The organism is Nocardioides sp. URHA0020 (genome assembly GCF_000620705.1).
Lineage (GTDB): Bacteria > Actinomycetota > Actinomycetes > Propionibacteriales > Nocardioidaceae > Nocardioides.
In genome coordinates this window covers 417,314-443,153 of the sequence record NZ_JIAR01000025.1, presented here as the reverse complement: position 1 = coordinate 443,153, position 25,840 = coordinate 417,314, and the positions used below count along the sequence as shown (strand labels likewise).

23 protein-coding genes are annotated in these 25,840 nt (G+C 71.8%); 17 read left to right on the top strand and 6 right to left on the bottom strand.

The window, feature by feature from the left end:
- The first annotated feature begins 13 nt into the window (after nucleotides 1–13).
- The 7 genes from N542_RS0102450 to N542_RS26300 all read left to right on the top strand — a co-directional run bounded on the left by N542_RS0102450 (nucleotide 14) and on the right by N542_RS26300 (nucleotide 10,029).
- Nucleotides 14–1,033 carry a glycosyltransferase gene (locus tag N542_RS0102450; protein ID WP_231482393.1) on the top strand — a complete coding sequence of 340 codons (1,020 nt, stop codon included), beginning with the start codon at nucleotides 14–16 and terminating at the stop codon, nucleotides 1,031–1,033.
- Nucleotides 1,030–1,935, top strand: a complete 906-nt coding sequence (locus N542_RS0102445; protein ID WP_028642574.1) for a glycosyltransferase family 2 protein — start codon at nucleotides 1,030–1,032, stop codon at nucleotides 1,933–1,935. Before N542_RS0102450 ends, N542_RS0102445 begins: the two co-directional genes overlap by 4 nt.
- 6 nt (nucleotides 1,936–1,941) lie before the next feature.
- Nucleotides 1,942–3,141 carry a UDP-galactopyranose mutase gene (gene glf / locus N542_RS0102440; protein ID WP_028642573.1) on the top strand — a complete coding sequence of 400 codons (1,200 nt, stop codon included), beginning with the start codon at nucleotides 1,942–1,944 and terminating at the stop codon, nucleotides 3,139–3,141.
- Nucleotides 3,138–5,165 carry a glycosyltransferase gene (locus tag N542_RS23015; RefSeq protein WP_051551302.1) on the top strand — a complete coding sequence of 676 codons (2,028 nt, stop codon included), beginning with the start codon at nucleotides 3,138–3,140 and terminating at the stop codon, nucleotides 5,163–5,165. The genes glf and N542_RS23015 overlap by 4 nt, the downstream gene beginning before the upstream one ends.
- Nucleotides 5,158–6,072 carry an ABC transporter permease gene (locus N542_RS0102430; protein WP_051551301.1) on the top strand — a complete coding sequence of 305 codons (915 nt, stop codon included), beginning with the start codon at nucleotides 5,158–5,160 and terminating at the stop codon, nucleotides 6,070–6,072. The genes N542_RS23015 and N542_RS0102430 overlap by 8 nt, the downstream gene beginning before the upstream one ends.
- Complete coding sequence (locus tag N542_RS0102425; RefSeq protein ID WP_028642571.1) at nucleotides 6,072–6,854, top strand: ABC transporter ATP-binding protein; 783 nt, start codon at nucleotides 6,072–6,074, stop codon at nucleotides 6,852–6,854. Before N542_RS0102430 ends, N542_RS0102425 begins: the two co-directional genes overlap by 1 nt.
- Nucleotides 6,855–7,110: 256 nt before the next feature.
- Nucleotides 7,111–10,029 carry an FG-GAP-like repeat-containing protein gene (locus N542_RS26300; protein WP_051551300.1) on the top strand — a complete coding sequence of 973 codons (2,919 nt, stop codon included), beginning with the start codon at nucleotides 7,111–7,113 and terminating at the stop codon, nucleotides 10,027–10,029.
- 34 nt (nucleotides 10,030–10,063) lie between these two features.
- Here the strand turns inward: N542_RS26300 and N542_RS0102415 are convergent, their stop codons facing one another.
- On the bottom strand, nucleotides 10,064–10,786 hold the full coding sequence (locus N542_RS0102415) for a TIGR03089 family protein (RefSeq protein WP_028642570.1): 723 nt from the start codon (nucleotides 10,784–10,786) through the stop codon (nucleotides 10,064–10,066).
- 17 nt (nucleotides 10,787–10,803) lie between these two features.
- Here N542_RS0102415 and N542_RS0102410 point away from each other — a divergent pair, with 17 nt between their 5' ends.
- Entirely contained in the window at nucleotides 10,804–11,883 is a 1,080-nt protein-coding gene (locus N542_RS0102410) for a mannose-1-phosphate guanylyltransferase (protein ID WP_028642569.1), read from the top strand.
- Here N542_RS0102410 and N542_RS0102405 read toward each other — a convergent pair.
- From N542_RS0102405 to cofD, 3 genes are all read right to left on the bottom strand, one after another.
- A complete protein-coding gene (locus tag N542_RS0102405; protein ID WP_028642568.1) occupies nucleotides 11,876–12,631 on the bottom strand; it encodes a DUF3105 domain-containing protein in 756 nt (251 codons plus the stop codon). The genes N542_RS0102410 and N542_RS0102405 overlap by 8 nt on opposite strands.
- Before the next feature lie 72 nt (nucleotides 12,632–12,703).
- A complete protein-coding gene (locus tag N542_RS0102400) occupies nucleotides 12,704–13,663 on the bottom strand; it encodes a coenzyme F420-0:L-glutamate ligase (RefSeq protein WP_028642567.1) in 960 nt (319 codons plus the stop codon).
- Nucleotides 13,660–14,673 (bottom strand): 2-phospho-L-lactate transferase, encoded by a 1,014-nt coding sequence (gene cofD / locus N542_RS0102395; protein WP_028642566.1) that lies wholly within the window; start codon nucleotides 14,671–14,673, stop codon nucleotides 13,660–13,662. Before cofD ends, N542_RS0102400 begins: the two co-directional genes overlap by 4 nt.
- 206 nt (nucleotides 14,674–14,879) lie before the next feature.
- On the opposite strand from cofD, the gene N542_RS0102390 reads away from it, so the two are divergent.
- The 3 genes from N542_RS0102390 (at nucleotide 14,880) to N542_RS0102380 (ending at nucleotide 19,460) form a co-directional block, all read left to right on the top strand.
- A complete protein-coding gene (locus tag N542_RS0102390; protein WP_028642565.1) occupies nucleotides 14,880–15,134 on the top strand; it encodes a WhiB family transcriptional regulator in 255 nt (84 codons plus the stop codon).
- A gap of 70 nt (nucleotides 15,135–15,204) precedes the next feature.
- Entirely contained in the window at nucleotides 15,205–18,057 is a 2,853-nt protein-coding gene (locus N542_RS0102385) for a glycosyltransferase family 2 protein (RefSeq protein WP_028642564.1), read from the top strand.
- On the top strand, nucleotides 18,054–19,460 hold the full coding sequence (locus N542_RS0102380) for a DUF5719 family protein (RefSeq protein WP_028642563.1): 1,407 nt from the start codon (nucleotides 18,054–18,056) through the stop codon (nucleotides 19,458–19,460). Before N542_RS0102385 ends, N542_RS0102380 begins: the two co-directional genes overlap by 4 nt.
- A gap of 6 nt (nucleotides 19,461–19,466) precedes the next feature.
- Here the strand turns inward: N542_RS0102380 and N542_RS0102375 are convergent, their stop codons facing one another.
- Nucleotides 19,467–19,832, bottom strand: a complete 366-nt coding sequence (locus N542_RS0102375; protein WP_231482390.1) for a metallopeptidase family protein — start codon at nucleotides 19,830–19,832, stop codon at nucleotides 19,467–19,469.
- A gap of 133 nt (nucleotides 19,833–19,965) precedes the next feature.
- Here N542_RS0102375 and N542_RS0102370 point away from each other — a divergent pair, with 133 nt between their 5' ends.
- The 6 genes from N542_RS0102370 to N542_RS0102345 are packed head-to-tail and all read left to right on the top strand — an operon-like array spanning nucleotide 19,966 to nucleotide 25,042.
- On the top strand, nucleotides 19,966–20,325 hold the full coding sequence (locus N542_RS0102370) for a DUF3499 domain-containing protein (protein ID WP_028642561.1): 360 nt from the start codon (nucleotides 19,966–19,968) through the stop codon (nucleotides 20,323–20,325).
- Between the two features lie 26 nt (nucleotides 20,326–20,351).
- Nucleotides 20,352–21,722 (top strand): phosphomannomutase/phosphoglucomutase, encoded by a 1,371-nt coding sequence (locus N542_RS0102365; protein ID WP_028642560.1) that lies wholly within the window; start codon nucleotides 20,352–20,354, stop codon nucleotides 21,720–21,722.
- Nucleotides 21,719–21,886 (top strand): Trm112 family protein, encoded by a 168-nt coding sequence (locus N542_RS26990; protein WP_081794967.1) that lies wholly within the window; start codon nucleotides 21,719–21,721, stop codon nucleotides 21,884–21,886. Before N542_RS0102365 ends, N542_RS26990 begins: the two co-directional genes overlap by 4 nt.
- A gap of 10 nt (nucleotides 21,887–21,896) precedes the next feature.
- Nucleotides 21,897–22,928 (top strand): SIS domain-containing protein, encoded by a 1,032-nt coding sequence (locus N542_RS0102355; RefSeq protein WP_028642559.1) that lies wholly within the window; start codon nucleotides 21,897–21,899, stop codon nucleotides 22,926–22,928.
- Between the two features lie 29 nt (nucleotides 22,929–22,957).
- Complete coding sequence (locus N542_RS23005; RefSeq protein ID WP_051551298.1) at nucleotides 22,958–24,088, top strand: acyltransferase family protein; 1,131 nt, start codon at nucleotides 22,958–22,960, stop codon at nucleotides 24,086–24,088.
- A gap of 9 nt (nucleotides 24,089–24,097) precedes the next feature.
- Entirely contained in the window at nucleotides 24,098–25,042 is a 945-nt protein-coding gene (locus N542_RS0102345; protein WP_028642558.1) for a DUF808 domain-containing protein, read from the top strand.
- A 294-nt stretch (nucleotides 25,043–25,336) separates the two neighbouring features.
- Here N542_RS0102345 and N542_RS26295 read toward each other — a convergent pair whose 3' ends face one another.
- Nucleotides 25,337–25,684: a hypothetical protein gene (locus tag N542_RS26295; RefSeq protein WP_231482386.1), complete on the bottom strand. Its 348-nt coding sequence runs from the start codon at nucleotides 25,682–25,684 to the stop codon at nucleotides 25,337–25,339.
- Between the last annotated feature and the right edge of the window lie 156 nt (nucleotides 25,685–25,840).

Genomic DNA, 25,840 nt, shown 5'->3' with positions numbered 1-25,840 from the left:
GTCGACTACGCGGGTGGGTCGCTGCGGGGGTCTCGACGACGCTCGGCGCTGGCGCGCCTCCCTGCTCGACCACCGAGCCTCGAAGCCACCCGGACCGGACCCGTTCCCTAAGGTGTACGCCGTGCCCCCTGACGACCGACGTGTGATCGCGGTCGTCGTGACGTTCAACCGGCTGGGCCTGCTGCGGACGTTGCTCGAGCGCCTGGAGCAGGTGCCCGGGCTCGCCGAGGTGCTCGTCGTCGACAACGCCTCGACCGACGGCACGGGGGAGTGGCTGGCCGGAGTCGGCGGGCGGATCAGCGCGCGCACGCTGACCGAGAACGGGGGCGGGGCCCGGGGCTTCCACGACGGCCTGGAGTGGGCGGTCGAGCGGGGTGCCGACCTCGTCTGGCTGATGGACGACGACGGCCTGCCCGACCCCGACTGCCTGTCGCGGCTGCTCGAGGAGCATGACCTCGACTTCTGGGGACCGCTCGTGGTCGACCAGGCGGACCTCGACCGGCTGGTCTTCCCGATCCGGCTGCCCGGTGGCACGCGAGTGGTGCACGAGCTCGCCGACGTACGGCGCGCCGCGACCGCCGGCCGGATCGACGGGATCGTGATCCCGTTCAACGGCGTCCTGGTCACCCGCGAGCTCGTCGAGCGCATCGGACTGCCCCGGGCCGACTACTTCATCTGGGGCGACGACCACGAGTACCGCCTGCGCGCCGAGGCCGCCGGCGCGCGGATCGCCACGGTCGTCGACGCGCAGGTGCGACACCCGGCCGTCGGCAGCCTGGGCAGCCCGATGATGTTCGGGCGCACGACGTACAACCACAGCCCGAGCGACCTCAAGCACTACTGCATGGCGCGCAACAACCTGCTCAACCTCCGCGAGTACCGCGGCTGGCCGCACGCCCTCGCCTTCGTGGCGAAGACCGTCTGGTTCTACACCTTCACCCGGCCGAGCCCGCACCGCACCGCGATGAGCCTGCGCGCGATGTACGACGGCCTGCGCGGCGACTTCACCGGCCACCGGAGGTACCTGAAGTGACCACCGGCGAGACCGTGGCCGTCGTGGTCGTCACCTACAACCGCGCCGACCTGCTGGAGCGGATGCTGGTCGGCCTGGCCGCGCTCGAGCGGCTGCCGGACGCGGTGATCGTGGTCGACAACGCGAGCACCGACCACACCCCGGCCGTCCTGGCCGCGGCGACCAACCCCGGGCTCCAGGTCATCCGGTCGGAGGACAACCTCGGCGGTGCCGGTGGCTTCCACCTGGGGGTGCGTACGGCGTACCACGCCGGCTTCGACCGGATCTGGCTGATGGACGACGATGTGGTGCCGGCCCCCGGCTGCCTGACCGTGCTGATGGCACGCCCCGAGGACTGCCTGATGGCCGTCCGGGAGGACCTGACCGGCCGGCTGGTCGAGAAGGCCGCGACCCGCTTCGACCTGCGCAGCCCGCTGGCGATCCGCCCCAAGAAGGGCATGGTCGAGACCGACTTCGGCAGCCGCGACCGGATGCCCGAGGTGGTCCCGGTCGAGAACGTCGCCTTCGAGGGCTTCATGCTCCGCCGCACCGTGGTCGACGCGATCGGCCTGCCCGACCCGTCGTACTTCATCTTCTACGACGACGTCGACTACGCGGTGCGCGCCCGCCGGGCCGGCTTCGGGATCTGGGCCGTGCGCGACGCCGTGCTGGTGCGCCAGCTGTCCTTCGACCAGCAGCACGACCTGAGCGGTTGGAAGGGCTACTACATGTACCGCAACCTCTTCGTGGTGCACCTCCGGTACGGCGAGAACGTGCTGGTCCGCCTCAAGCCGTGGCTGATCACGGCGGCGGTGGCGGTGGTCAGCACCGTGCGCGGCCGCCGGGGCGAGGCGAGCAATGTGATCCGGGCCATGCGCGACGCGCGGGGAATGCGTGCCGCGCCCAGCCGATCCGTAGACTGACCAACCGTGTCAGCCCCTTCCTCCACCCCTGATCTGGTCGTCGTCGGCTCCGGCTTCTTCGGACTCACGATCGCCGAGCGCTGCGCCAGCGAGCTGGGGCTGAAGGTCCTCGTCCTCGAGCGACGCTCCCACCTGGGCGGCAACGCGTACAGCGAGTTCGACGAGGAGACCGGCATCGAGGTGCACGTCTACGGGACGCACCTCTTCCACACCTCCAACACCAAGGTGTGGGAGTACGTCAACCGGTTCACCGCGTTCACCGGCTACCAGCACCGGGTGTTCGCGAAGTACCAGGGACAGGTCTACTCCTTCCCGATGAACCTGGGGCTGATCAACCAATTCTTCGGCAAGAGCCACACCCCCGACGAGGCCCGGGCGCTGATCGCCGAGCAGGCCAGCGAGATCGCCACCGCGGACGCGACCAACCTCGAGGAGAAGGCGATCAGCCTGATCGGGCGCCCGCTCTACGAGGCCTTCGTCAAGGGCTACACCGCCAAGCAGTGGCAGACCGACCCGACGGAGCTGTCGGCCGACATCATCACGCGGCTGCCGGTGCGCTACACCTTTGACAACCGCTACTTCAACGACACCTACGAGGGACTCCCGGTCGACGGCTACACCGCCTGGCTGGAGCGGATGGCCGACCACCCCAACATCGAGGTCCGCGTCGACACCGACTTCCTGGACCCCTCGACCGGCGTCGCCGAGCAGTTCAAGGGCACGGTGCCGATCGTCTACACCGGCCCCGTCGACGAGTACTTCGACAACGCCGAGGGCCGGCTCTCGTGGCGCACCATCGACCTGGAGTGCGAGACGCTGGACGTCGACGACTACCAGGGCACCGGCGTCGTGAACGCCAACGACGAGGACCTGCCCTACACCCGGACGCTGGAGTTCAAGCACCTCCACCCGGAGCGCACCTACCTGCCCGGCAAGACCGTCGTCGTGCACGAGTACTCGCGCTTCGCCGAGGAGGGTGACGAGCCGTACTACCCGGTCAACACCGCCGAGGACCGGGCGAAGCTGCTGAAGTACCGCGAGCTCGCGAAGAAGGAGCCGATGGTGCTGTTCGGCGGCCGGCTGGGCACCTACAAGTACCTCGACATGCACATGGCGATCGGCTCGGCGCTCTCCATGTTCGAGAACAAGCTGCGACCGCACTTCGCCGAGGGTGCGCCGCTCACCTCTGGAGGGGTCGACGAATGACCGCTAGTCCGATGGCCGGGCAGGTACGCCGCGTCCTGCAGCGCCAGATCATGCCGGTCGACCGCGATACCGACGTGCTCCCGCTCTACGTCGACCCCGACCCGGCCGTGCTCGACGCCGACAAGTACAACGTCGGTGGCGACAAGGGTGCCAAGGAGCTCAACAAGGCCTCCCTGCGCCAGTCCGTCAGCTCGGGCAGCACGGTCCACCCCGACCAGATCGTCGACCGGCACTCCATCCGCGTCCAGCTGGGCGAGCGGCTCTCCTTCGGCAGCTACTTCAACGCCTTCCCGGCGTCGTACTGGCGGCGCTGGAGCATCGTCGAGGACGTCCGGCTGACCGTCGAGCTCTCCGGCGCTGGCGCCAGCGTCACCGTCTACCGGTCGATGGCCAACGGGCGCTCCCAGCGCGTCGACTCCCGTCAGCTGGGCGACGGGGAGACCTCCGGCACCTTCGCCTTCGAGCTGCCGCTCAAGCCCTTCGCCGACGGCGGCTGGTACTGGTATGACGTCACCGCCGGTGACGAGGACGCCGTCGTCACCGCGATCTGGGACGCCGAGGTCCCGGCCGACCGCGCCGAGAGCGGCACCGTCACGGTCGCGATCACCACCATGAACCGCCCCGACTTCTGCGCCAAGCTCGTCGGCCAGCTCGGCGAGGACCCGCTCGTGCTCAGCCTGCTCGACGAGGTGCTCGTCATGGAGCAGGGCACGCAGAAGGTCGTCGACTCCGACGACTTCCCGGCCGCGGAGAAGGCCGTCCAGGGCAAGCTGCGGGTGCTCGAGCAGGGCAACCTCGGCGGGTCCGGCGGCTACGCGCGCGGCCAGCTCGAGGCGGTGCGCGCCGGCGTCTCGACGTACGTGCTGTGCATGGACGACGACGTCGTCTGCGAGCCGGAGGGGATCCTGCGCGCGGTCACGTTCGGTGACCTGGCCCGTCGTACGACGATCGTCGGCGGCCACATGTTCAGCCTCTACTCCCGCTCCCGCCTGCACAGCTTCGGTGAGATCATCCAGTCCTGGCGCTGGTGGTGGATGTCGCCCGAGCACGTGCTGCACGAGTGGGACTTCGCCGCCCGCAACCTGCGCTCGACGCGCTGGCTGCACCGCCGGGTCGACGTGGACTTCAACGGCTGGTTCATGTGCCTGATCCCGCGTGAGGTGCTCGAGGACGTCGGGCTCTCGCTCCCGCTCTTCATCAAGTGGGACGACAGCGAGTTCGGCGTGCGCGCCAAGGGCGCCGGCTACCCGACCGTCACGTTCCCCGGTGCCGCCGTCTGGCACGTCCCGTGGACCGACAAGAACGACGCCCTCGACTGGCAGGCCTACTTCCACCACCGCAACCGGCTGATCTCGGCGCTGCTGCACTCGCCGTACCCCCACGGCGGCCGGGTGCTGCGCGAGAGCCTCAACCACACGATCGCCCACCTGGTCTCGATGCAGTACTCCACCGTCGAGCTGCGGCAGCTCGCCATGGAGGACGTGCTCGCCGGCCCCGACGGGCTGCACGGTCAGCTGGCGACGCGACTCGGCGAGGTCAACGCGCTGCGCAAGCAGTACCCCGACGCCCAGCTCGCGTCGGACCCCGACGCCTTCCCGCCGGTACGCCGCACCAAGCCCTCACGCCGCGGCCACGACGAGCTCGAGGTGCCGAGCAAGCGCTCCCAGATCATCACGGCCGGCCTGGCCCCGCTGCGCCAGCTGCGTCGCCCGCGACCGATGTCGCGGGACTTCCCCGAGGCGGAGGTCGCCGCCATGGACGCGAAGTGGTACCGCCTGGCGCGCCACGACTCGGCCATCGTCTCCATGCCCGACCAGACCTCGGCGGCGCTCTACACTCGAGACTCCGAGCTCTACCGCGACCTGCTGAAGCGCGTGGTCGACCTGCACGTGAAGCTGTACCGCCGCTGGCCGGAGCTCGCCGCTGAGTACCGCGCCAAGCTGCCGGAGATCACCTCTCCCGAAGCCTGGGAGGAGACCTTCCGGCCGTGGACCGACGCAGGAACCGAGGTAGTGGATGACTGACGTGACCCAGCCCGAGACCACGGTCCCCCCGCGCCCGATCCGCCACGTCGACGCGCCGCTGAAGTCCCCGGCGGCCACCACCGGGCTGCTCGAGGTCTTCCGGCGCCGCTACCTGCTGAGGCTGCTGGTCCGGCGGGAGATCTCCGCGCGCTACCAGGGCTCGTTCCTGGGCCTGCTCTGGTCCTACATCAACCCGCTGAGCCAGTTCTTCATCTACTACGTCGTGATCGGCGTGCTCTTCGGCCTCCACCAGGACGTGCCGAACTTCGCGATCCACATGTTCTGCGGGATCATCATCGTCCACTTCTTCACCGAGACGTTCGGCGCCGGCACGCGCTCCATCGTGCGCAACAAGTCGCTCGTGGTGAAGATGGCGCTACCGCGGGAGATGTTCCCGGTCGCCTCCATGCTGGTCTCCGGCTACCACGTGCTGCCGCAGGTGGTGATCATGATCGTCGTCTGCCTCCTGCTGGGCTGGACGCCGACCGTGGGCGGCCTCGCGGCGCTCCTGCTGGCGCTGCTCATCATCGCCCTGGTGGGGACCGCGATGGCCCTGCTCTTCAGCGCCGCCAACGTCTTCTTCCGCGACATCGGCAACGTGGCCGCGATCCTCACGAACTTCGTGCGCTTCGGCGTCCCGATGATCTACCCGTACACGATGGTCCAGGAGAAGTTCGGCGAGTACGCCCAGTTCTACCTCCTCAACCCGCTCGCGGACGCCGTGCTGCTCTTCCAGAAGGCCTTCTGGGTCGGCACCACACCCGACCCCGCGTTCTACGAGGAGAAGCACATCCCCGACAACCTCTGGGCGTACTCCGGGATCGCGGTGGTGACCGGAGTGGTGCTGCTGGTCATCGGGCAGCTGGTCTTCACCCGTCTCGAGAACAAGATCCCGGAGCGTCTGTGATGAGCGGCACCGAGTCCGTCGTCGTCGACCACGCGACCAAGAACTTCACGCTGCGCTACCACCGCACCTTCAAGCAGATGACCGTCGCCGCAGTGCGCCGGGAGAACATCAGCGACACGTTCCGGGCCGTCGACGACGTCTCGTTCACGATCGAGCAGGGCGAGTCGGTCGCGCTCATGGGTCTCAACGGGTCCGGCAAGAGCACCCTGCTCAAGCTCATCAACGGCGTGATGCGTCCCGAGAGCGGCAGCGTGCTGACCCGCGGCCGGATCGCCGGCCTGATCGCGACCGGGGCCGGCTTCCACCCCCAGCTCACCGGGCGCGAGAACGTCTTCCTCAACGCCGCCGTCATGGGCATGTCCGAGGCCGAGACGCGTCGCAAGTTCGACGACATCGCGGAGTTCGCCGAGCTCGGCAAGTTCCTCGACTCCCCGGTCGGGCACTACTCCTCCGGCATGAGCGCCCGTCTCGGCTTCTCGGTCGCCATCCACGTCGACTCCGACATCTTTTTGGCCGACGAGGTCCTGGCGGTGGGGGACAAGCCGTTCAAGGAGAAGTGCATCGAGCGGATGCAGGAGATCCGCAAGAGCGGCCGCACGCTGATCTACGTCAGCCACGCCCCCGGCACCGTGCGCAAGATGTGCGACCGCGTGATCGTGCTCGAGAAGGGCCGCGTCGGGTTCGACGGCGGCACCATCGCCGGCATCCGCTACGTCAAGTACGAGGACGAGCGGCTCGACGAGGAGCAGATCGAGGACGACGAGATCGGCGCCGACATCTGACCTGAGGGTCGGGTGGTCGCGGAGCCGGCGCCAGCCTTCCAGCCCGCCGCCGAGCCGGTGTCCGGGCTCGGCAGGCGCCGGCGCGGCGTCGTGGCGCGGAACTACAACGATGAAGTTTCTTGACAAATCTCGAACTCATCGGCGTGTCGAGTGGAAATTACACTCTTGTAGTTACTCACGGGCTCTTCCGTTACTGCTGTGACGGATGTGAAAGTTGCTCACTGTGTGAACTTCCCCCGCACTGGAGTAACGCCTCATGCCTCTCAGCAGAATCCGATTCGTCACGGCCTGCCAGCAGCTGCTGGCCCTGGGCCTGGTGCTTGCCGTGCTCACGCCGGCGGCCAGCATCATCAGCCTCGACGTCGTGCACGACAGCCCCGCGAGCGCCGGTCCGACCGGTCTCGCGGCCGACCTCAGCGCCTACGTCAAGGAGTCCGCGCGCGCCTCGACCGTGCCGGACGAGGTCGTCGACCCGACCGTGACCGAGGTCGACCTGACGCCGGCCACTGGCGCCGGTGCCGCGGCCCGGGCGGAGGCCCGCGAGAACGTCGTCGCCCCGCCCGCGTCGGCCCGCGGCCGCTCCGCGGTCGGCGGCTCCGCCGACTCGACCCTGACCAGCCGGCCCGAGCCCGTCGTCGGGTACGGCGCCGTCGGCGTCACCTGGGAGCACGGGGTGAAGGTGCCGGAGTCGGGCATCGCCCTCCAGGTGCGGACCCGCACGGGTGACGACTGGTCGGGCTGGATGGACCTCGAGTACCACGACGACCACGGCCCCGACCCGGGCTCGGCCGAGGCGCGGCACGCACGTCCGGGCACCGACGCGCTCCTGGTGGGCGACGTCGACGACGTCCAGGTCAAGGTCGACACGACGACCGGCGACCTCCCGGCCGGTCTGCAGATGGCCGTCATCGACCCCGGCACCGCCGACCGCAGCGCGGTCGAGCACCCGGCGCTCGACACCGACGGCGCCGAGGCGGAGGCCCCGGCCACGCCGCCCGCCAGCACGGACGGGGCCGCCCCGGACACGGTGGCCACCGACCCGGGCCAGGGCGACGACGGCACCGACGCGATCAGCCTGCAGGCGGCGAGGTACACCCCGAAGCCGCAGATCTACTCGCGCGCCCAGTGGGGCGCCGACGAGAAGATGCGCGACAAGAGCTCGCTGCACTACTTCGAGGTGCACGCCGGCTTCGTCCACCACACGGTCAACGCCAACGACTACACCCGCGCCCAGGTGCCGGGGATCATCCGCAGCATCTACGCGTACCACACGAAGAGCCGCGGCTGGTCCGACATCGGCTACAACTTCCTGGTCGACCGCTTCGGCCGGATCTGGGAGGGACGGTACGGCGGCATCGACCGGCCGGTCGTCGGAGCGCACACGCTCAACTACAACGACTACGCCTTCGCGATGTCGGCGATCGGCAACTACGACATCAAGCAGCCCTCGAGCGCGATGGTGCAGGCGTACGGCGCCCTCTTCGCCTGGAAGCTGTCCCTGCACGGGATCGACGCCTCCTCGACCAAGCAGCAGGTGGGGCCGAAGAGCTTTCAGGCGATCAACGGCCACCGCGACGCGGCGTCGACCGCCTGCCCGGGCAAGTACCTGTACGCGCAGATCCCGACCATCCGGCGCCTCGCCGCCGCGGCCCAGCGCGGATGGTCCGGGCGCGAGCTCGAGTCCAACCTGGCGTCCACGACCCACCCGGACCTCGTCGTACGGCGAGCCAGCGACAAGCAGGTCTTCGTCGTCGCGACCGGTGGCCTGACCGCGGTCAGCGGGCCGGTGGCGGCTGCGACCGTCCTGGCCGGCAGTGGTCGCACGGTCGTCACCCCCGACGTCACGGGCGACGGCGTGACCGACCTGGTCGTCCAGGCCACCGACGGCAACGCCCGGGTGCGTGCCGGCACGGGCAAGGGCACCTTCGCCTCGCCGCGGGCGAAGTTTGGGCAGCTGCGCGGACACGACCTCTTCGCCGCCGCCGGTGACCTCAACGGCGACGGCCGCAACGACCTCGTGGCCCGCGTGACGGCGACCGGCCGGCTCGACGCGCTGATCGGGCGCGGCAACGGCACCTTCGCGACCCACCACCTCACCACCGGCTGGGCGGGCTACAATCTGCTGAGCGGTGCGGGTGACGTCACCGGCGACAAGCGCCCGGACGTGCTCGCCCGCGACACGGCCGGCAAGCTGTGGCTCTATCCGGGGACCGGCAAGGGCAACCTCGGCGCCCGGGTCGCGCTCGCGGGCTCCTGGTCGAGCTTCTCCTCGATCGAGGCCCTCGGGGACTTCACCGGCGACGGTCGCCCCGACCTCTTCGTGCGCAGCGGCTCGACCGGCTACGGCTACGTCAAGCCGGGGCTCGGCCAGGGCACGTACGGCAGCGCGCTCGGCCCGTTGAGCGGGCTCGCGAAGGTCGACCGGGTGCTCGGCGTCGGCCAGGTCGTCCGCGACGGCAAGCCCGACATCGTCACGCGCACGGGCACCAAGGTGTCGGTGTACGGCAACCTCGGCGGCACCGAGATCCGTCGTCAGATCGCCACCGGCACCAAGCTCCCGACGGCCAACGCCCTCTTCAACGCCGGGGACTGGGACCGCGACGGCCACGGCGACATCATCTCGCGCACGACGAAGGGCGTGCTCGAGCTGCGACGCGGCAACGGCCTGGGCAGGTTCGGCCCGCCCATCGTGATCGGCACCGGGTTCGGCGCCGTCCGGCTGCTGGCCGCGGTCGGCGACGCGACGGGCGACGGCTTCCCCGACCTGATGGGACAGCCGAGCCGCGGGGCGGTGCGGATCTACCCGGGCCGCGGCACCGCCGGGCTCCGGACGAGCTACGTCGCCCACGGTGCGATCACCGCGAGCGAGCAGATCCCGGTCGGTCGGTGGAACGCCGACGGGGCCCCGGACTCGCTCTTCCGCAGCGGCGCGAAGACGACGCTCTACCCGGGCAACGGCCCCGGCGGACTGACCGGCGGCCGCGCGCTGAAGCTGGACCTGCGGGCGTACGACTGGGTCATCGGGATCAGCGACATCTCCGTCACCGGTCACTCGGACCTGGTGGTGCGGACCCGGACGAGCGGCCTGCTCTACCTGATCCCGGGGACGGCGACCGGGTTCGGCAAGCCCCGGCTGCTGACGCAGGGGATGGGGAAGTACGACCTGGGCGGCTGAGCCCGGGTGGGACCAGACGTGGTGCTGCTCTCCCTCAAGGGAAGCGAGCCGTGGCACGCTCCGCGACGTACGTCGCCGTGAGCCGCTCCGGTTCGGAGTGGACGACCAGCACCAGCGAGCCGCCGCGTGCGAGCGGCTCGGTGAGGGAGGCGAGTCCCGGTGGGGAAGCCGGGTTCGCCTCCGAGAGAAGGCGGCCGCCGTCGGACACGAGGCTCCCGACGGCGGCCGCTCCCCACGTCTCGGCGTGGGTGCGGTCGCCGTACCCGCCGGCCGTGGCGAGGTCGTCCGGCTGGGCCGGGTCGTGACTGATGAACGAATCGGGCTGCGACCACACGTCGATGCCGACGTCGTGCACCCCCCGCGGGACCGGTTGCGCGAACCGGACCCCGAGCGGCAGCAGCGAGCAGGCCAGCACCGGGAGGTCGTCGGCGCGCGACGCCCACCGCTCCAGCGAGCCCGGGCCGCAGACGACGGCGTCCGCCTCGTCGTCGGGACCGACGACCGCAAGCCCGACGGTCCAGGCGGCGCCCAGGAAGACCGTGCCCAGCCAGTGGGCCGGCAGGTCGACGGCCAGCCGCTGGCCGCGCTCGAGGTCGTGCTCCTCGGTCAGCAGCGACGCGGTCTTGGCGACCCAGTTGGCGTACGTCGTGACCGACAGCTCGACGCGCTCGGCGGTGGCCCCGTCGTAGAACGTGACCAAGGGCCTACCAGGATCTGTGGGCAGCTGGCGCGCCAGCACCTTTGCGAAGGTCGTCACGGCCCTAGGCTCCCACCATGTCTGCGATCGACCACTTCTGGGCCGTGATCCCCGCCGGCGGCGCGGGCACCCGCCTCTGGCCGCTGTCCCGCTCCTCGGCCCCCAAGTTCCTGCACGACCTGCGCGGGGAGGGCCGGACCCTGCTGCAGGAGACCTACGACCGCCTCGCGCCGCTCGCCGACGAGCGCGTCGTGGTCATCACCGGCGAGGCGCACCGCGACGCGGTGCTGGCGCAGCTGTCCGAGGTCGGACCGGACGCGGTGATCGCCGAACCCTCGGCGCGCGACTCGATGGCCGCGATCGGTCTCGCCGCCGCCCTGCTGGAGCGCTCGGACCCCGAGGCGGTGATGGGCTCCTTCGCCGCCGACCACGTGATCACCGACCCGGACCTCTTCGCCGAGGCGGTACGCCGCGCCGTCGAGGTCGCGCGTGACGACTGGCTGGTCACCCTCGGCATCGAGCCGACCTTCCCGTCCGCGGCCTTCGGCTACGTCCACGTCGGGGACCCGCTGCCGGGTCACGCGGGCGCGGCCGTCGTCGCGGAGTTCGTCGAGAAGCCGTCGGTCGCCACCGCCGAGGGCTATCTGGCGACCGGCCGCTACCGCTGGAACGCGGGCATGTTCGTCGTGCGCCCGACGGTGCTGCTGGACCTGCTCGGCAGCTGGCACCCGGAGTTCGCCGCCACGCTCAGGTCGATCGCCGCCGAGCCCGACCGGCTCGCGGAGCTGTGGCCCGCGCTACCGAAGATCGCGCTGGACCACGCGGTCGCCGAGCCCGCGGCCGACGCCGGGCGGGTCGCCGTGGTGCCCTCGTCCTTCCACTGGGAGGACATCGGCGACTTCGACGCCCTCACCACGCTGCTCGAGGCCGCCGGCGTGCCCGTCGCGGTCCTCGGCGACGCGGGCTCGGTGCTCTCCGAGGACAGCACCGGCCTGGTGGTGCCCGGCAGCGGGCGGGTGGTCGCGGTCGTCGGCCTCGACGACGTGGTCGTCGTCGACACCCCCGACGCGCTGCTGGTGACGACCCGGGCGCGCGCCCAGGAGGTCAAGCAGGTCGTCGCCGCGCTCAAGGAGTCCGGTCGGTCCGACCTCACATAGCGTCGGGCTCGGGCGAGTCCGTGTAGGGGTACTTGTCCATGAACGTGGCCAGGGCCGCGCCGCTCACGTCGGAGCAGTACTGGAACACCCCGACCTGCTTGGCGGTGTCGGTGACGCCGTTGCCGCCGGCGGACCAGTGCGTGAACGCCACGTGCTGGCCGTCGGGGAACGCGGCGCCGTTCTCGTCGCTCGACGTCCACGGGGCGGCGATGAACTTGTCGCGGAAGTTGCTGTCGCCCTCGAACTTGCGCGCGATCGCCTCGATGTCGGCGACGGCGGACTTGTCCTTGGCGATCGTGTCGTCGTACCAGAGGATCGTGTAGCCGTGCTCGAGGTTGTGCACGAGTGCCTCGAGGGCCGGGCGGTCGTCGCCGGTGTAGAACTTGCGGGCGAACGCCGCGGGGGCCAGTCCGGCCTGGTTCCAGTGCGAGCCGAAGGCCGGCGGCGCGTCGGCGTACGCGACCGGGGTGTCGACCGGGACGTGCTCCTGGTTGCCGTCCGCCTTCTTGGTGGTGATCTTCTGGCAGGTGGAGGCCGGTGCGCCCAGGCTCTTCAGCGCGACGCTGTCGAGCTTGTCGTCCTTGCGCTTGTCCAGCAGGATCGGGATCACGGCAGCGGCGATGAGCCCGACAGCGACCAGCACGCAGACCGTGACGATGACGGTGCCCCGTCGCCGGTCGGCGGCCTTCTGCTTCTTGCGCATCTGCTCGATGACCGCTTGGCGGTCGTTCTTGGCGGGCTTGGCCACGTCGTGTTCCTCGGTCGTGCGGGGCGATCGGATCGCGATGGGGTCGGGTCGACGGCAGAGTCTACGGGGGTGTCACCCGGATGGCCGCAGCCGCATCTCGTTCGGATGGTCGGTCGTGTTGACGGTCCATCCGTGCGCGAACGTGAGGGCGGTGAGCGCACGCACCAGCCCGTGGGGACAGGTCACCATCAGCGCTCCGTCGCCGGCGCCGGTGTGCGAGGGGATCAGCCCCACCACGTCGCGGATCATGGCGGCCAGCTCGGCCCCGGGCGCGGGCGCGCCGAACGGACGCTGGTCCGCGGGTGCCGCCTTGAGGGCCCGCACGACCGCCTCGCGCGCGCCGTACCCGAAGAGGTCGGCGCCGTCCGGCCGGACCAGTGCGGCGGCCCCGGGCCCGTGGTCGCCCGCGGGCAGCACCAGGTCGGCGCGTCCGCGGATGACCGCGAACGGTCGGCCGCCGAGCTTGCCGGTCACGAGCTCCGCCGCCCCGGCCAGCTCGTCGGCGACCGCCGGCAGGGTCACGGCGAGCTCGTTGCCGTAGGAGTCGGTGCGACCGGCGAAGTCCTCGGCGACCACGAGGCCGGCGGCACCGATCGCGATGTCGGTCTGCCCCTCGCGCCAGGCGCGGCCCGCGGTGTCGCTGATGACGACGGCGACGTTGACGCCGCCGTGCTGGAGCAGGCCGGTGCGGATCGCGCGGGCCGACTCGTCGGGGTCCAGGGGCAGCAGGGCGATCTGGCCGCGCGGCACGTTGGAGTTGTCGATGCCACCGGCGGCCATCGTGAGGCCGAGGTGGTTGCGCACGATCGTCGTCTCGCCGCGCCGGGCGACGACGCGGGCGGTCTCGCCGGGCAGGGCGTCCTCGCGGGTGCCCGGGCGCAGGCGGCCCTCCGCCTTGCTCACGACCTTGCTGGTCACGACCAGCACGTCACCGTCGACGAAGGACGTCATCAGCAGGGCGATGGCGACGAGGTCGTCACCGGGCTCCACCTCGGGGGTGCCGTCGGGCGCGATCACCTCGAGACGGGTCATCGGGAGACCAGCTCCACCGCCGCGGCCGCCATCGCCGCGGTGGCGTCCGGGTCGGTCATCATCAGCGGTACGGCGCGACAGGGCAGCCCGCCGGCCTCGATCCGCCCGACCTGGTCGGCGTCGGCCAGGTCGACGAGCCATCCGTCGAGGACGCCGCCGTGGGCGCGCGAGCCGTAGTGGAGCCCGACGCCGGCCGCGCTCACCTCCACGCCGATCGACGTCAGCATCTGCTCGGCCATCCCCCGGACGTGGGTGCCGCCGACGATGGGGGACAGCCCGACGACGGGCGCAGCGGTGGCGGCCAGCGCCTCGCGCACCCGCGGGACTCCGAGGATGGTGCCGACCGACACGACCGGGTTGGACGGCGGGAGCACGACCAGGTCGGCGTCGGTGATGGCGTCGATGACGCCGGGCCCGGGGGAGGAGTCCTCGAGCCCGACGACGACCACGAGCTCCGCGGGCACCGAGGCCCGCAGCCGCACCCAGTACTCCTGGAAGTGGACCACCCGGCGCCCGCTGGGCGACTCGGGGTCGGCGATCGCGACGTGCGTCTCGACCCGGTCGTCGGTCATCGGCAGCAGCCGGACGCGGTCGCCGTACGTCGGGGTGAGCCACCGCCGGCAGAGCGCGGTGGTGACCTCCGAGAGGGGGTAGCCGGCATCGAGCATCTGGGTGCGCACCAGGTGGGTGGCGATGTCACGGTCGCCGAGGCCGAACCAGGTGGGCTCGACGCCGTACGTCGCGAGCTCGTCCTTAGTGCTCCACGTCTCGTCGCGCCGACCCCATCCGCGCTCCGGGTCGATCCCGTCGCCGAGGGTGTACATGACGGTGTCGAGGTCCGGGCAGACCTTGAGCCCGTGGACCCAGATGTCGTCGGCCGTGTTGGCCACGACGGTCACCGTCGCGTCGGCCGCGACGCCGGGCAGGCGGCCCCCCGCGATGCCGTGGAGCAGGCCTTGGAGGAAGCGTGCGCCGCCCATGCCCCCCGACAGCACCGTGATGTTCTGCATGCGGATACCTTGCCGCACGCGTGGTCGCCGCGGGGCGAGCGGGGCGCCATAGCAGATCCGGGGTTGACTTTCGGGGTACGACAGGCATGTAATTCCCACAGTGTCGTTCACGTTTTCACCGCGGTGAGCCAGACCCGATTCCCCCGGGTCGTGCCGCGACGGGACGCGGATGTGGGAGCAAGAACCGGGTCGAAAGGGCGAGTGCCGTGAGAGAACTTTTTCTCCTCGACGGGGACGCCGAGGAAGCGGGATGGCAGGACCGTGCGCTCTGCGCACAGACTGACCCCGAGGCGTTCTTTCCTGAAAAGGGAGGATCCACGAGGGAGGCCAAGAAGGTCTGCCTCACGTGCGAGGTGCGAGACGACTGCCTCGACTCCGCACTGATGAACGACGAGCGCTTCGGCATCTGGGGCGGTCTCTCGGAGCGTGAGCGCCGCAAGCTGAAGAAGCGCGCGGTCTAGCACTGCCGGCGGCGGCGGGCACCACCGCCGAATCGGAACGGTCATCACCCGGCCGTTAGGGTTCGGGATCGTGGTTTCCTCCGTCGCTGCTCTGCTCGTCAGTCATGACGGCGAGCGCTGGCTGCCCGCCGTCATCGACGGGATCCGGGCGCAGCGCACGCCGTTGAGCAGCGTCGTCGCCGTCGACACCGGCAGCAAGGACCGCAGTGCGGACCTGGTGGCCGCGGCCTTCGGCGACGTGCTCCGGGCGCCGGGGTCGACCTCCTTCCCGGCCGCGGTCGCGCTCGGCCTGGAGCGGCTGCGCGAGCGCGGCGAGGCCCCGGAGTGGGTCTGGATCCTGCACGACGACGCGTCTGCCGACCCGGGGGCGCTGGCGGCGCTCCTGGCCGCGGCGGCCGCACACCCCGACGCCGAGATCCTCGGGCCCAAGCTGCGCGAGTGGCCCTCGCTCAAGCGTCTCCTCGAGCTGGGCATCACGATCAGCGGCACCGGCCGGCGCGAGACCGGGCTGGAGCGCGGCGAGTACGACCAGGGCCAGCACGACGAGGTACGACGCGTCCTCGCGGTCAACACCGCCGGCATGCTGGTGCGGCGTACCGTGCTCGAGGCCCTGGGCGGCTTCGACCCCCAGCTGCCGATCTTCGGCAACGACATCGACTTCGGCTGGCGCGCCGCGGCCGCCGGGCACACGACGCTGATCGTCCCCGACGCCGTCGTCTTCCACGCGGAGGCGGCGCACCGCGGTGCCCGGCGCACGTCGTTGACCGGCCGGCACACGCACTACCAGGAGCGCCGCGCCGCCCTCTACACGCTGCTCGCCAACGCCCCGGGACGCAAGCTGCCCTGGCTGGTGGTCCGCCTCGCCTTCGGGACGCTGCTGCGGATGATCGGCTTCCTGGTCGTGCGGTCGGTCGGCGAGGCGCTCGACGAGCTCGCCGCGCTGGTCTCCCTCTACGCCCACCCGGGGGAGGTGCGCACCGCCCGCCGGTCACGGCGCGAGCAGCCCCGCGCCGACCTCGACCGGGCCCGACCACTGCTGTCGCCGTGGTGGGTGCCCTACCGCCACGGCCTCGACTTCCTCGGCGACCTGGTGGCCGCGGCCACCAACCAGGCCCAGGACGTGGCCGACCGCCGCCGCGCCGCGGCCGCCGAGCGCGCGCCGGCGAGCCACGCCCCCCGGTCGACCTCCGAGGACGACGACGAGATCGGCGCCGACGCCGGCTTCCTGGCCCGCTTCCTCACCAACCCGGTGGCCCTGACGACCGCTCTGGTCGTCATCCTGGCGCTGGTCGCCGCGCGCGCGGCGTACGGCTCCGTCGCCGGTGGTGGCCTGTCGCCGGTGCCGGCCGGCGCCGGTGACTGGTGGCGCCTGCAGGTGGAGACCTGGCACCCGCTCGGCACGGGTACGGCGGTCCCCGCGCCGGCGTACGTCCTGCCGATGGCGCTGCTCGCGACCCTGCTCGGCGGCAGTCCCTCCGCGGCGGTGTCGGTGGTCCTCGTGGCCGCCGTGCCCTTCTCCCTGTGGGGTGCGTGGCGCTTCCTACGGGTCGTCGGCCGGCTGGTCGTCTTCACCGGCGCCTCGCGCTGGGTGCTGCTGTGGGGAGCCACCACGTGGAGCCTGGTCCCGGTGGTCTGCGGCGCCTGGGGCGACGGCCGGATCGGGCTCGTCGTGGTCGCCGCGATCCTGCCGTGGCTCGCGCACGCCGCCCTGGGCTTCGCCGACCCTGCGCCCGACCGTCGGTGGCGCGCCGCCTGGCGGGTCGGCCTGCTGCTCGCCCTGGGTGCGGCGTTCGCGCCGGTGCTCTGGCTGCTCGCGGCGCTGCTCGGGCTCGTCGTCGTCGCCGGGGCCGCGCTCGTCGTCCGCGGCGTGGTCCGGGACCGCACGGTCTGGGGACCGCCCGCGACGGCGATCGGCGTGGTGCCGGTGCTGCTGTCGCCGTGGTGGATCCCGGCGATCCAGCGCTCGGCGGCGCCCGGTCTGCTGCTCGACACCGGCCGGCTGCCGACGCCGACCGCCGACACGGTCGACCTGGTCAGCGGTCGCCTCGACGGGCTCGGCGCCCCGATGTGGCTGGGCGTCGTGCTCGTGGTGCTGGCGCTCCTCGCGCTGCTGCCGCGGGCGACCCGGATCCCCGTGCTGGTCTGCTGGGTCGTCGCCCTGGTCGCCAGCGTCCTGGCCGCGGTGCTCGGGACGCTCTCCTTCGACCTGGCCGCGTCCACGGTCGACGCCGGCCTCGGGGTGCCCGTCGTGGTGCTCCAGGGCGCGTTCGTGGTCGCCGTCGCGATCGGCGCCGTCGGCCTCGGCGTCGAGCAGGCGTCGTGGCGTCGTGTGGTCGCGGTCGCGCTGATCGTGGTGGCGGCGGCCGTGCCGGTGGGCGGCTTCGCGTGGTGGCTCGGTGACGAGCCGGCGATCGCCGACGGGATCGACACCGACATCCCGGTCTACATGATCCAGAGCTCCGAGGAGGGGCCCGAGCACGGCATCCTGGTGATCCGCGGCAGCGTCGAGGACGGGCTGACCTACACGGTCCGGCGCGGGGACGGCGTCACCGTCGGCGAGGACGAGATCACCAACCTCACCGCGGAGGACACCGACTTCAGTGCCGACGTGCGGGCCCTGGTCTCGCGACCGACGAAGGCGGTCGTCGACGACCTGGCGGCGAGCGGGATCGAGTACGTCGTGCTGCCCACCCCGGCCGACGGCGACGTGTCCGCGGTGCTGGACGCGACGTCGGGGCTGGTGCAGGCCAGCGCCGAGGAGCGGACCACCCGTGCCTGGCAGGTCGACCGCCCGCTGGACGCGAGCGCCCTCGAGGGGCCGGTGTCCTGGCTGCGGGTCCTGCTCCTCGTCCTGCAGGGCGTGGGCGCCGTGGTGGTCGCCGTCCTCTGCCTGCCCACGACCAACCCCAGGAGGTCGGCATGAGCGGCGGACGTCGTACGGCTGCGCGGCGCAGCCGGGTCAACCTGACGCTGGTGCTCGCGGTGGTCCTGCCGCTGCTGAGCGCGGCGATGCTCCTGCTCGTGCGCCCGGACGCCACGCCGGCCGACGCGACGTACCCGCCGAGCCGGACGACGCTGACCGCCGCCACGCTGATCTGTCCCGCGGCGCTCCCGGGTGCCCCCGCCGTCGCCGTGACCACCGTCGCCGACGACGTGACCGGCCAGGTGAGTGTCGGGCTCGGCGACGACGCGACCGACGTGGACCTCGTCTCCGGCCAGGTGACCTCCGCCGACGACAAGGCCGCGTCCGCCGTCTCGGGTGTCGACGACGCGGCGCCCGGGCTGGTGGCCGGTCGCTCCGGCGGCGACGAGAAGGCCGTCGCGGGCTGCGCGCCGCCGACCGCCAGCCGGTGGTTCACCGGCGTGGGTGCGGGAGCCAGCCACCGCTCGGTCCTCGAGCTGACCAACCCCGACTCGGGCACCGCCGTCGCGGACATCACCGTCCACGGCCGGGACGGTGTCGTCGACGCGCCCGCCCTGCACGGAGTGTCCGTGCGCGGCGGCACCAGCGTGCGCCTCGACCTCAGCACGTCGATCCCGCGCACCGACGACCTCGCCCTCGAGGTCGTCACCACCCGCGGCCGGATCGGCGCGAGCGTGCTCGACCGCTACGACCGGGTCGGCTCCGACCCGCTCACCCAGGACTGGATGGCCGGCCAGGCCGAGCCGACGGCCGACAACCTGCTGCTCGGCATCGCGCCCGGCACCGGCACCCGCACCCTCACGATCGCCAACCCGGGCGACGACGAGGTCCGCGCCGAACTCAAGGTCATCGACACCGAGTCGGTCTTCGCGCCCGACGGCGTCGAGCCGATCCGGGTGCCGCCGCAGAGCGTGGTGCGGGTCCCGGTCACGGCGATCGTCAACCAGGCCGTCGACGACGGCGCGATCGGCATCTCGATCAGCGCGTCCGGCCCGGTGACCGCGTCGATGCGGTCGCTGGTCCGCAAGGACCTGTCGCTCACGGCGGTCGGGGCGTCCTTCGACACGGAGTCGACGGTGCTGCTGCCCGCAGAGCCGGCCACCGGCTCGGCGGCCGCTGACCGCCGGGTCGTGCTGTCGGCGGTGAGCGGCGCCGGTGCCGTCACGGTCGTCGCGCGGGCCGCCGACGGATCGTCGCTCAAGCAGGTGAAGGCGGAGATCGTGCCCGGCCGTGGGGTCGTCGTCCGGCTGCCGCCGTCGAGCCGGCAGCTCAGCGTGCTGCCCTCGCGCACGTCGCTGACCGGGGCCGTCGTGACCAGCGCCAAGGCCGGCGCCTCCGTGCTCCCGCTGACCGTCCCGGTGAGCAACGGGCTGGTGCCGCAGGTGCGCCCGGGGCTCTCCTGACGGGTCCTACAGGCCCTCGTAGCGCGGATCGACATCCTCGGCGTCGATCCCGAGCAGCTCCGCGACCTGCTCGACGATCACGGTGAGCAGCAGGGCCTCGAGCTCGCCACGGTTGTCGGACCGGTGCTCGATCGGCCGGCGGAAGAGCACCAGCCGGGTCGGCGTCGAGCCCGACCCGCGCACCAGCGACGACAGCGGCACCGTGTCCAGTGACCAGTCGTCGGGGATCTGGGGGGTGTCCTCGACGGCGTACTCCACGAGGCCCAGACGGTCCTGCCAGCGCTCGTCGATCTCGGTGACGATGCCGAGCGCCAGGTCGTCGAAGCGCTCGCGCGAGGTGCGCTGCTCCGATCGACCGGGCACGGTCGGCATGATCGCCGGGCCCCGCATGCCTCGCCCCCGACGGTCCCGGATGCGTGGACGTCGCGGCCCCTCCGACGTACCCGCGTGATCCATGCCGCGAGCCTAATCGGCGCGCTCCCGGATGGGAGGTACCGTCTGCGACGTGAGTCCTGCCCGCCGCTGTTCGCGCACAGCCTGCGGCCGAGCCGCGGTCGCGACGTTGACCTACGTCTACGCGGACCAGACAGCGGTCCTCGGCCCGTTGTCGACCTACGCCGAGCCGCATGCCTACGACCTGTGCGAGGCGCACAGCGAGCGGCTCTCGGCGCCCCGTGGCTGGGAGGTGCTCCGGCTCGCGGCGGACCTGTCGTCCCAGGGTCCCTCGAGCGACGACCTGCTCGCGCTCGCGGACGCCGTACGCGAGGCCGGCCGCCCGGTCGCGCCGCTGCGGGTCGCGCCGGCCGAGGAGACCGGACGCGAGACCGGCCGTCGTGGTCACCTGCGCGTCCTGACCACCGACTGAGCTCCTCGCACCACTAGTCTTCGGGCATGGCCGACACCCTCGACCCCGCGAACCTCCACGCCGTCTTCAAGGCGTACGACGTCCGCGGCACGGTCCCCGACCAGATCGACGAGCAGCTGGCCCACGCGACCGGACGGGCCTTCGCCCAGGTCGTGGGTGCCGCCACCGTCGTGGTCGGCTACGACATGCGCCCCAGCTCGCCGGGCATGGCCGGCGCCTTCGCGGCCGGCGCCAGCGAGGCGGGTGCCGACGTGGTGATGATCGGGCTCGCGTCGACCGACCAGCTCTACTTCGCCTCCGGGCACCTCGGCCACCCCGGTGCGATGTTCACCGCGAGCCACAACCCGGCGCAGTACAACGGCATCAAGATGTGCCGGGCCTTCGCCACGCCGGTGGGCATGGAGACCGGCCTCGCCGAGATCCGGGATCTCGTGGCCTCGCCCCGCCCGGTGGTCGGCCCGACCGGCTCGATCAGCGAGCACGACGTCCTCGAGGCGTACGCCGCGCACCTCCTCTCGCTGGCGCCGGTCGTCGGCCGGCGCCTCAAGGTCGTCGCCGACGCCGGCAACGGCATGGCCGGCCACACCGCTCCGGCCGTCTTCGGCCGGCTCGGCGACCAGGTGGACCTGGTCCCGCTGTACTTCGACCTCGACGGCAGCTTCCCAAACCACGAGGCCAACCCGATCGAGCCGGCCAACCTGGTCGACCTCCAGGCCCGCGTGGTCGCCGAGGGCGCCGACATCGGGCTCGCCTTCGACGGCGACGCCGACCGGTGCTTCATCGTCGACGAGCGTGGCGAGGCGGTGTCGCCGTCGACGCTGACCGCGCTGATCGCCTCCCGCGAGCTCGCCAAGGAGCCCGGTGCGACCGTGATCCACAACCTGATCACCAGCCGCTCGGTCCCCGAGATCGTCCTCGAGCTCGGCGGCAAGCCCGTGCGCACCCGGGTGGGGCACTCCTACATCAAGGCCACCATGGCCGAGACCGGTGCCATCTTCGGCGGCGAGCACAGCGGTCACTTCTACTTCCGCGACTTCTGGCGTGCCGACTCGGGCATGCTCGCCGCGCTGCACACCCTGGCCGCGCTGGCTGAGACCGAGCGTCCGCTCTCGGAGCTGCTGGCGCAGTTCGACCGCTACGTCCTCAGCGGCGAGATCAACTCCGAGGTCGCCGACCAGGCCGGCGTGACGGCCGAGATCGAGGCGGCGTACGCCGCGCAGGACGGCGTCACGACCGACCGGCTCGACGGCCTCACCGTCAGCCACGTCGACTGGAGCTTCAACGTCCGACCGTCCAACACCGAGCCGCTGCTCCGCCTCAACGCCGAGGGCCGCGACGAGGAGACCATGGTGCGCACCCGCGACGCCGTGCTCGCCCAGATCAGGAGTGACCGATGACCGACCTGGACCCCGCCCTGCTCGAGATCATCGTCTGCCCGGCCTGCCGGGCCGACGTCGTCGTCGTGGGGGAGGAGCTGGTCTGCCAGGGCTGCGGGCTGATCTACCCCGTCCGCGACGGCATCCCGGTGCTGCTGGTCGACGAGGCCCGCAAGCCCTCCTAGGGCGTCCGTGATGGCCACCTGGTTCGACGAGTCCCGTCTCGACGACGAAGCCGTGCTCGGCACCCGAGACCTCGGGTTGCGCGCCCTGGCCGAGTCGGGCGCGCGGGTACGCCGTACGTCCGGCGAGGCCGCGGAGGCCACCGCCGAGGCGGTCCGCCGCGCCGAGGACCTCTCGCGGCCCCGGGCCGTGATCGCGGCCGGCCCCGACTCGCGGCTGCTGCGTGCGGTCCTCGAGCCGTGGTGCCCCGTGCCGTTCGTGGCGTGGCCGGCACCCGCCCTGCCGGGCTGGGCCGGAAGCCTGGACCTGGTCGTCGTGCTCGCGCCCGACGGCAGCGACACGGGCGCCGCGTCCGCCGTCGCCGAGGCCGTGCGCCGCGGCTGCCAGCTGGTTGTGGCGTGCCCGCCCGGGTCGATGGTGGCCGAGCACGCCGCCGGCCGGTGGAGCACGCTCCTGCCGACGACCACGCAGGACCAGCTGGCCACCGCCGTCGTGGTGCTCGACTACCTCGACCGGGTCTCGCTCGGACCGCGCACCGACGCCGACCAGGTGGCCGAGGCGCTCGATGCCGTCGCCATCTCCTGCTCGCCGCACCGCGACCTCGCCGTCAACCCCGCCAAGATGCTCGCGATCGCGCTGGCCGACGCCAACCCGGTGGTCTGGGGTGGTTCGGTGCTCGCCGCACGGGCCGCGCGTCGGGTGGCGGAGTCGATCCGTCGCGCGACCGGGCGCTCCGCGCTCGCCGGCGACGCCGAGCACCTGCTGCCGGTCATCGAGGCGGCCCGCCAGCGCGACGTCTTCGACGACCCGTTCGCCGACGACGACGGCGAGCGACGCCCGATGCTGCTGGTCCTCGACGACGGGTCCGAGGACGCCGTCGTACGCGAGCAGCGGGGCCGGCTGCTCGCCGCCGCAGCCGAGAGGCGGGTGCGGGTCGAGACCGTCACCACCGACGCCCGGACCGAGGTCGCGCGCTACGCGTCGCTGTTGCTCAGCGGTACGTACGCTGCGGAGTACCTGAGAATCGGCTTCGTCGAGGAGTGATTCGCGGCGACTCCGGGTAAACCGGAGAGGTGCCGATCCAGACCGCGACCCGCGACCCCTGGTTCGACAACGCCAAGATGATGCTGGTGACGCTGGTCGTCGTCGGTCACTCCTGGACCCTGCTGCCGAGCAGCGACGTCGGCGGGCACCTCTACGACTTCCTCTACGCCTGGCACGTGCCGGCGTTCGTCTTCGTCACCGGCTACCTCTCGCGCAGCTTCGTCTACTCCAAGGTCCGGCTGTGGCAGCTGTTCCGCACCGTGGTGGTGCCGTACGTCGTCTTCGAGTGCGCGCTGGCGCTCTTCCGCGTGTACGTCGGCGGGGAGGACCTGCAGAACCTCTTCCAGGACCCCCACTGGCCGATGTGGTACCTCGCGGCGATGTTCTTCTGGCGGCTGCTCACGCCCGTCTTCAAGCCGATGTGGGGCGGCCTGGTCGTCGCGGTCGCCGTCAGCCTGGTGGCCGGCATGTACGCCGGCAACACCCTCGACATGGCGCGCGTCCTCGGGCTGCTGCCCTTCTTCGTGATGGGGCTCAAGGCGACCCCGGAGCGTCTGGAGCTGCTGCGCCGGACGCCGGCGCAGGTCGCGGCGGTCGGCGTGCTGGTGGGCATCTGGGTGCTGACCACCTGGACCGACGCCTGGGCGAGCACCGAGTGGCTCTACTACCGCTCCCGCTACGACGAGATGGGGTACGGCGACGACCTCCACGCCCTGCTGACGCGCAGCCTGGTGCTCGCCGTGGGCACGCTCGGGGCGTGGGCCTTCTTCGCGCTGGTGCCGCGGATCGACGGCTGGTTCGCACGGATGGGCTCGGCCACGCTGGTCGTCTACCTCTTCCACGGCTTCGTGGTGAAGGGCGCGGGCTACGCCGGCTGGAGTGACTGGGCGACCGACCACGTGGTGATCGCGTTCGGCGTGACCACGACGTGCGCCGTACTGCTCTCGCTCCTGCTCGCCTGGCGCCCGGTCTCCTCGCGCCTCACCCACCTGGTCGACCCGCTCGGGTACGCCGAGCGGCACCTGCACCACGCCGTCGACCTGACGGCCGCCAAGGACCAGGTGCAGCCCGACGTGCAGGCCGAGATCGAGGCCGGCGTCGACGCCGGGTTGCACCACCAGGGAGCCTCCGAGGTCGGGGAGCACAGGGTCGTCCGCTAGCGTTCCCGCATGGCTGGAGGGCTCTTCGCACTGCTCGACGACGTCGCCGCGCTCGCCCGCTTGGCCGCCGCGTCGGTGGACGACGTCGGTGCCGCGGCCGGTCGGGCCACGACGAAGGCCGCGGGCGTGGTCGTCGACGACACGGCGGTGACCCCGCAGTACGTCCACGGCGTGACCGCCGACCGCGAGCTGCCGATGATCAAGCGGATCACGATCGGCTCGCTGCGCAACAAGCTGGTCATCATCCTGCCGATCGCGCTCCTGCTGAGCCAGTTCCTGCCCTGGCTGCTCACCCCGATCCTGATGGTCGGCGGCGCGTACCTCTGCTACGAGGGCTTCGAGAAGGTCTGGGCCCGGATCCGCGGGCACGAGCACCACGCCGTGCCCGTCGGCCTGGTCGGCGCGGACGCCGAGAAGGCGATGGTCGCGGGCGCGATCCGCACCGACCTGATCCTGTCCGCCGAGATCATGGTGATCGCGCTCAACGAGGTCGCCGACGAGCCGTTCCTCAGCCGCCTCGTGATCCTGGTCGTCGTCGCGATCGCGATCACGATCGCCGTGTACGGCGTCGTCGCGATCATCGTGAAGCTCGACGACATCGGCCTTCACCTCTCCCAGCGCTCCTCCGGCATCGCCACGAAGATCGGTCACGGCCTGCTGGTCGGCACCCCCAAGCTGCTCGCCACGATCTCGGTCGTCGGCATCGCCGCGATGCTCTGGGTCGGTGGCCACATCGAGCTGGTCGGCCTCGACGAGCTCGGCTGGCACGCGCCGTACGACTTCGTCCACCACCTCGAGCACGAGGTGCACCACGCCATCGGCGGCACGCTCGGAAGCATCGCCGGCTGGCTCACCAACACCTTCGCCTCGGCCGTCTTCGGCTTCGTCATCGGCGCCCTGGTGCTCGGCGTGCTCCAGCTCGTCCCGAAGCGGGCCAAGGCCTCCGCTCACTGACCCGACTCGTGGGGTTGGCGGTGGGCAATCCACCGAGTGTCTGGTCCGAAACGGTGGACAGCCCACCGCTGGCGTGCGGTGGCGCGGGCTGGCGGTGGGTGGTCCACCGAATCTGGCCGCGGAAGGGTGGACAACTCACCGCAGGCCCGGGGCTGGAGGGGTGGCGGTGGGTGGTCCACCGAATCACCCAACCCGAACGGTGGACAACCCACCGCTCGCTGGGGCGCGGAGGGGTGGCGGTGGGTGATCCACCGAATCACCCACCCGGAACGGTGGACATCCCACCGCCCGCCCTCAGCCGCCGACCAGGACCGGGCGGGCCTCGACGACCCGCAAGGACTGCGGGCTGCCCGCAATGGTGACGGTCCCGGCCACGTCGCGCCACGGACCACCCCCGACGCGGAACTGCGCCGCATACGTCGTGTCCACACTCGGACTCACCCGACCCTCCTTCAGGTAGCGGTGGGTGATCTCCAGGTCCGGGTACGCCGCACCCGGCGACGTCGAGCGCTGGGACTGGCCGTCACCGAAGCGCCACCCGAACGACGCAGGCCAGATCCGCAGCTCCACCCGCCGCCCCAGCAACCGCATCGTGCGGGTGAACTCACCCTGCTCGGTGTAGAAGTTCGTCTCGAAGTTCACCAGCGTCCGACCCTTCGGCGGCTGCACCACCAGCTCCGCTGCCGGGAGCGGGAGTCGCTGGAAGGCTCGAGCAACGCGCCCGGGCGTCACTTGTGGTGTGATCGCGGACGGGGGGAGATCGCAAAACGCGGCCGGGTCGAGATCCACGGCGAGCGC

Excerpts from the sequence above, each read along its gene's own strand:
- N542_RS23015 (WP_051551302.1), top strand. The coding sequence starts at position 3,138 with ATGACCGCTAGTCCGATGGCCGGGCAGGTACGCCGCGTCCTGCAGCGC.
- N542_RS0102430 (WP_051551301.1), top strand. The coding sequence starts at position 5,158 with ATGACTGACGTGACCCAGCCCGAGACCACGGTCCCCCCGCGCCCGATC.
- N542_RS0102425 (WP_028642571.1), top strand. The coding sequence starts at position 6,072 with ATGAGCGGCACCGAGTCCGTCGTCGTCGACCACGCGACCAAGAACTTC.
- N542_RS26300 (WP_051551300.1), top strand. The coding sequence starts at position 7,111 with ATGCCTCTCAGCAGAATCCGATTCGTCACGGCCTGCCAGCAGCTGCTG.
- N542_RS0102410 (WP_028642569.1), top strand. The coding sequence starts at position 10,804 with ATGTCTGCGATCGACCACTTCTGGGCCGTGATCCCCGCCGGCGGCGCG.
- N542_RS0102400 (WP_028642567.1), bottom strand. The coding sequence starts at position 13,663 with ATGACCCGTCTCGAGGTGATCGCGCCCGACGGCACCCCCGAGGTGGAG.
- cofD (WP_028642566.1), bottom strand. The coding sequence starts at position 14,673 with ATGCAGAACATCACGGTGCTGTCGGGGGGCATGGGCGGCGCACGCTTC.
- N542_RS0102380 (WP_028642563.1), top strand. The coding sequence starts at position 18,054 with ATGAGCGGCGGACGTCGTACGGCTGCGCGGCGCAGCCGGGTCAACCTG.
- N542_RS0102375 (WP_231482390.1), bottom strand. The coding sequence starts at position 19,832 with ATGCCGACCGTGCCCGGTCGATCGGAGCAGCGCACCTCGCGCGAGCGC.
- N542_RS0102365 (WP_028642560.1), top strand. The coding sequence starts at position 20,352 with ATGGCCGACACCCTCGACCCCGCGAACCTCCACGCCGTCTTCAAGGCG.
- N542_RS26990 (WP_081794967.1), top strand. The coding sequence starts at position 21,719 with ATGACCGACCTGGACCCCGCCCTGCTCGAGATCATCGTCTGCCCGGCC.
- N542_RS0102355 (WP_028642559.1), top strand. The coding sequence starts at position 21,897 with ATGGCCACCTGGTTCGACGAGTCCCGTCTCGACGACGAAGCCGTGCTC.
- N542_RS0102345 (WP_028642558.1), top strand. The coding sequence starts at position 24,098 with ATGGCTGGAGGGCTCTTCGCACTGCTCGACGACGTCGCCGCGCTCGCC.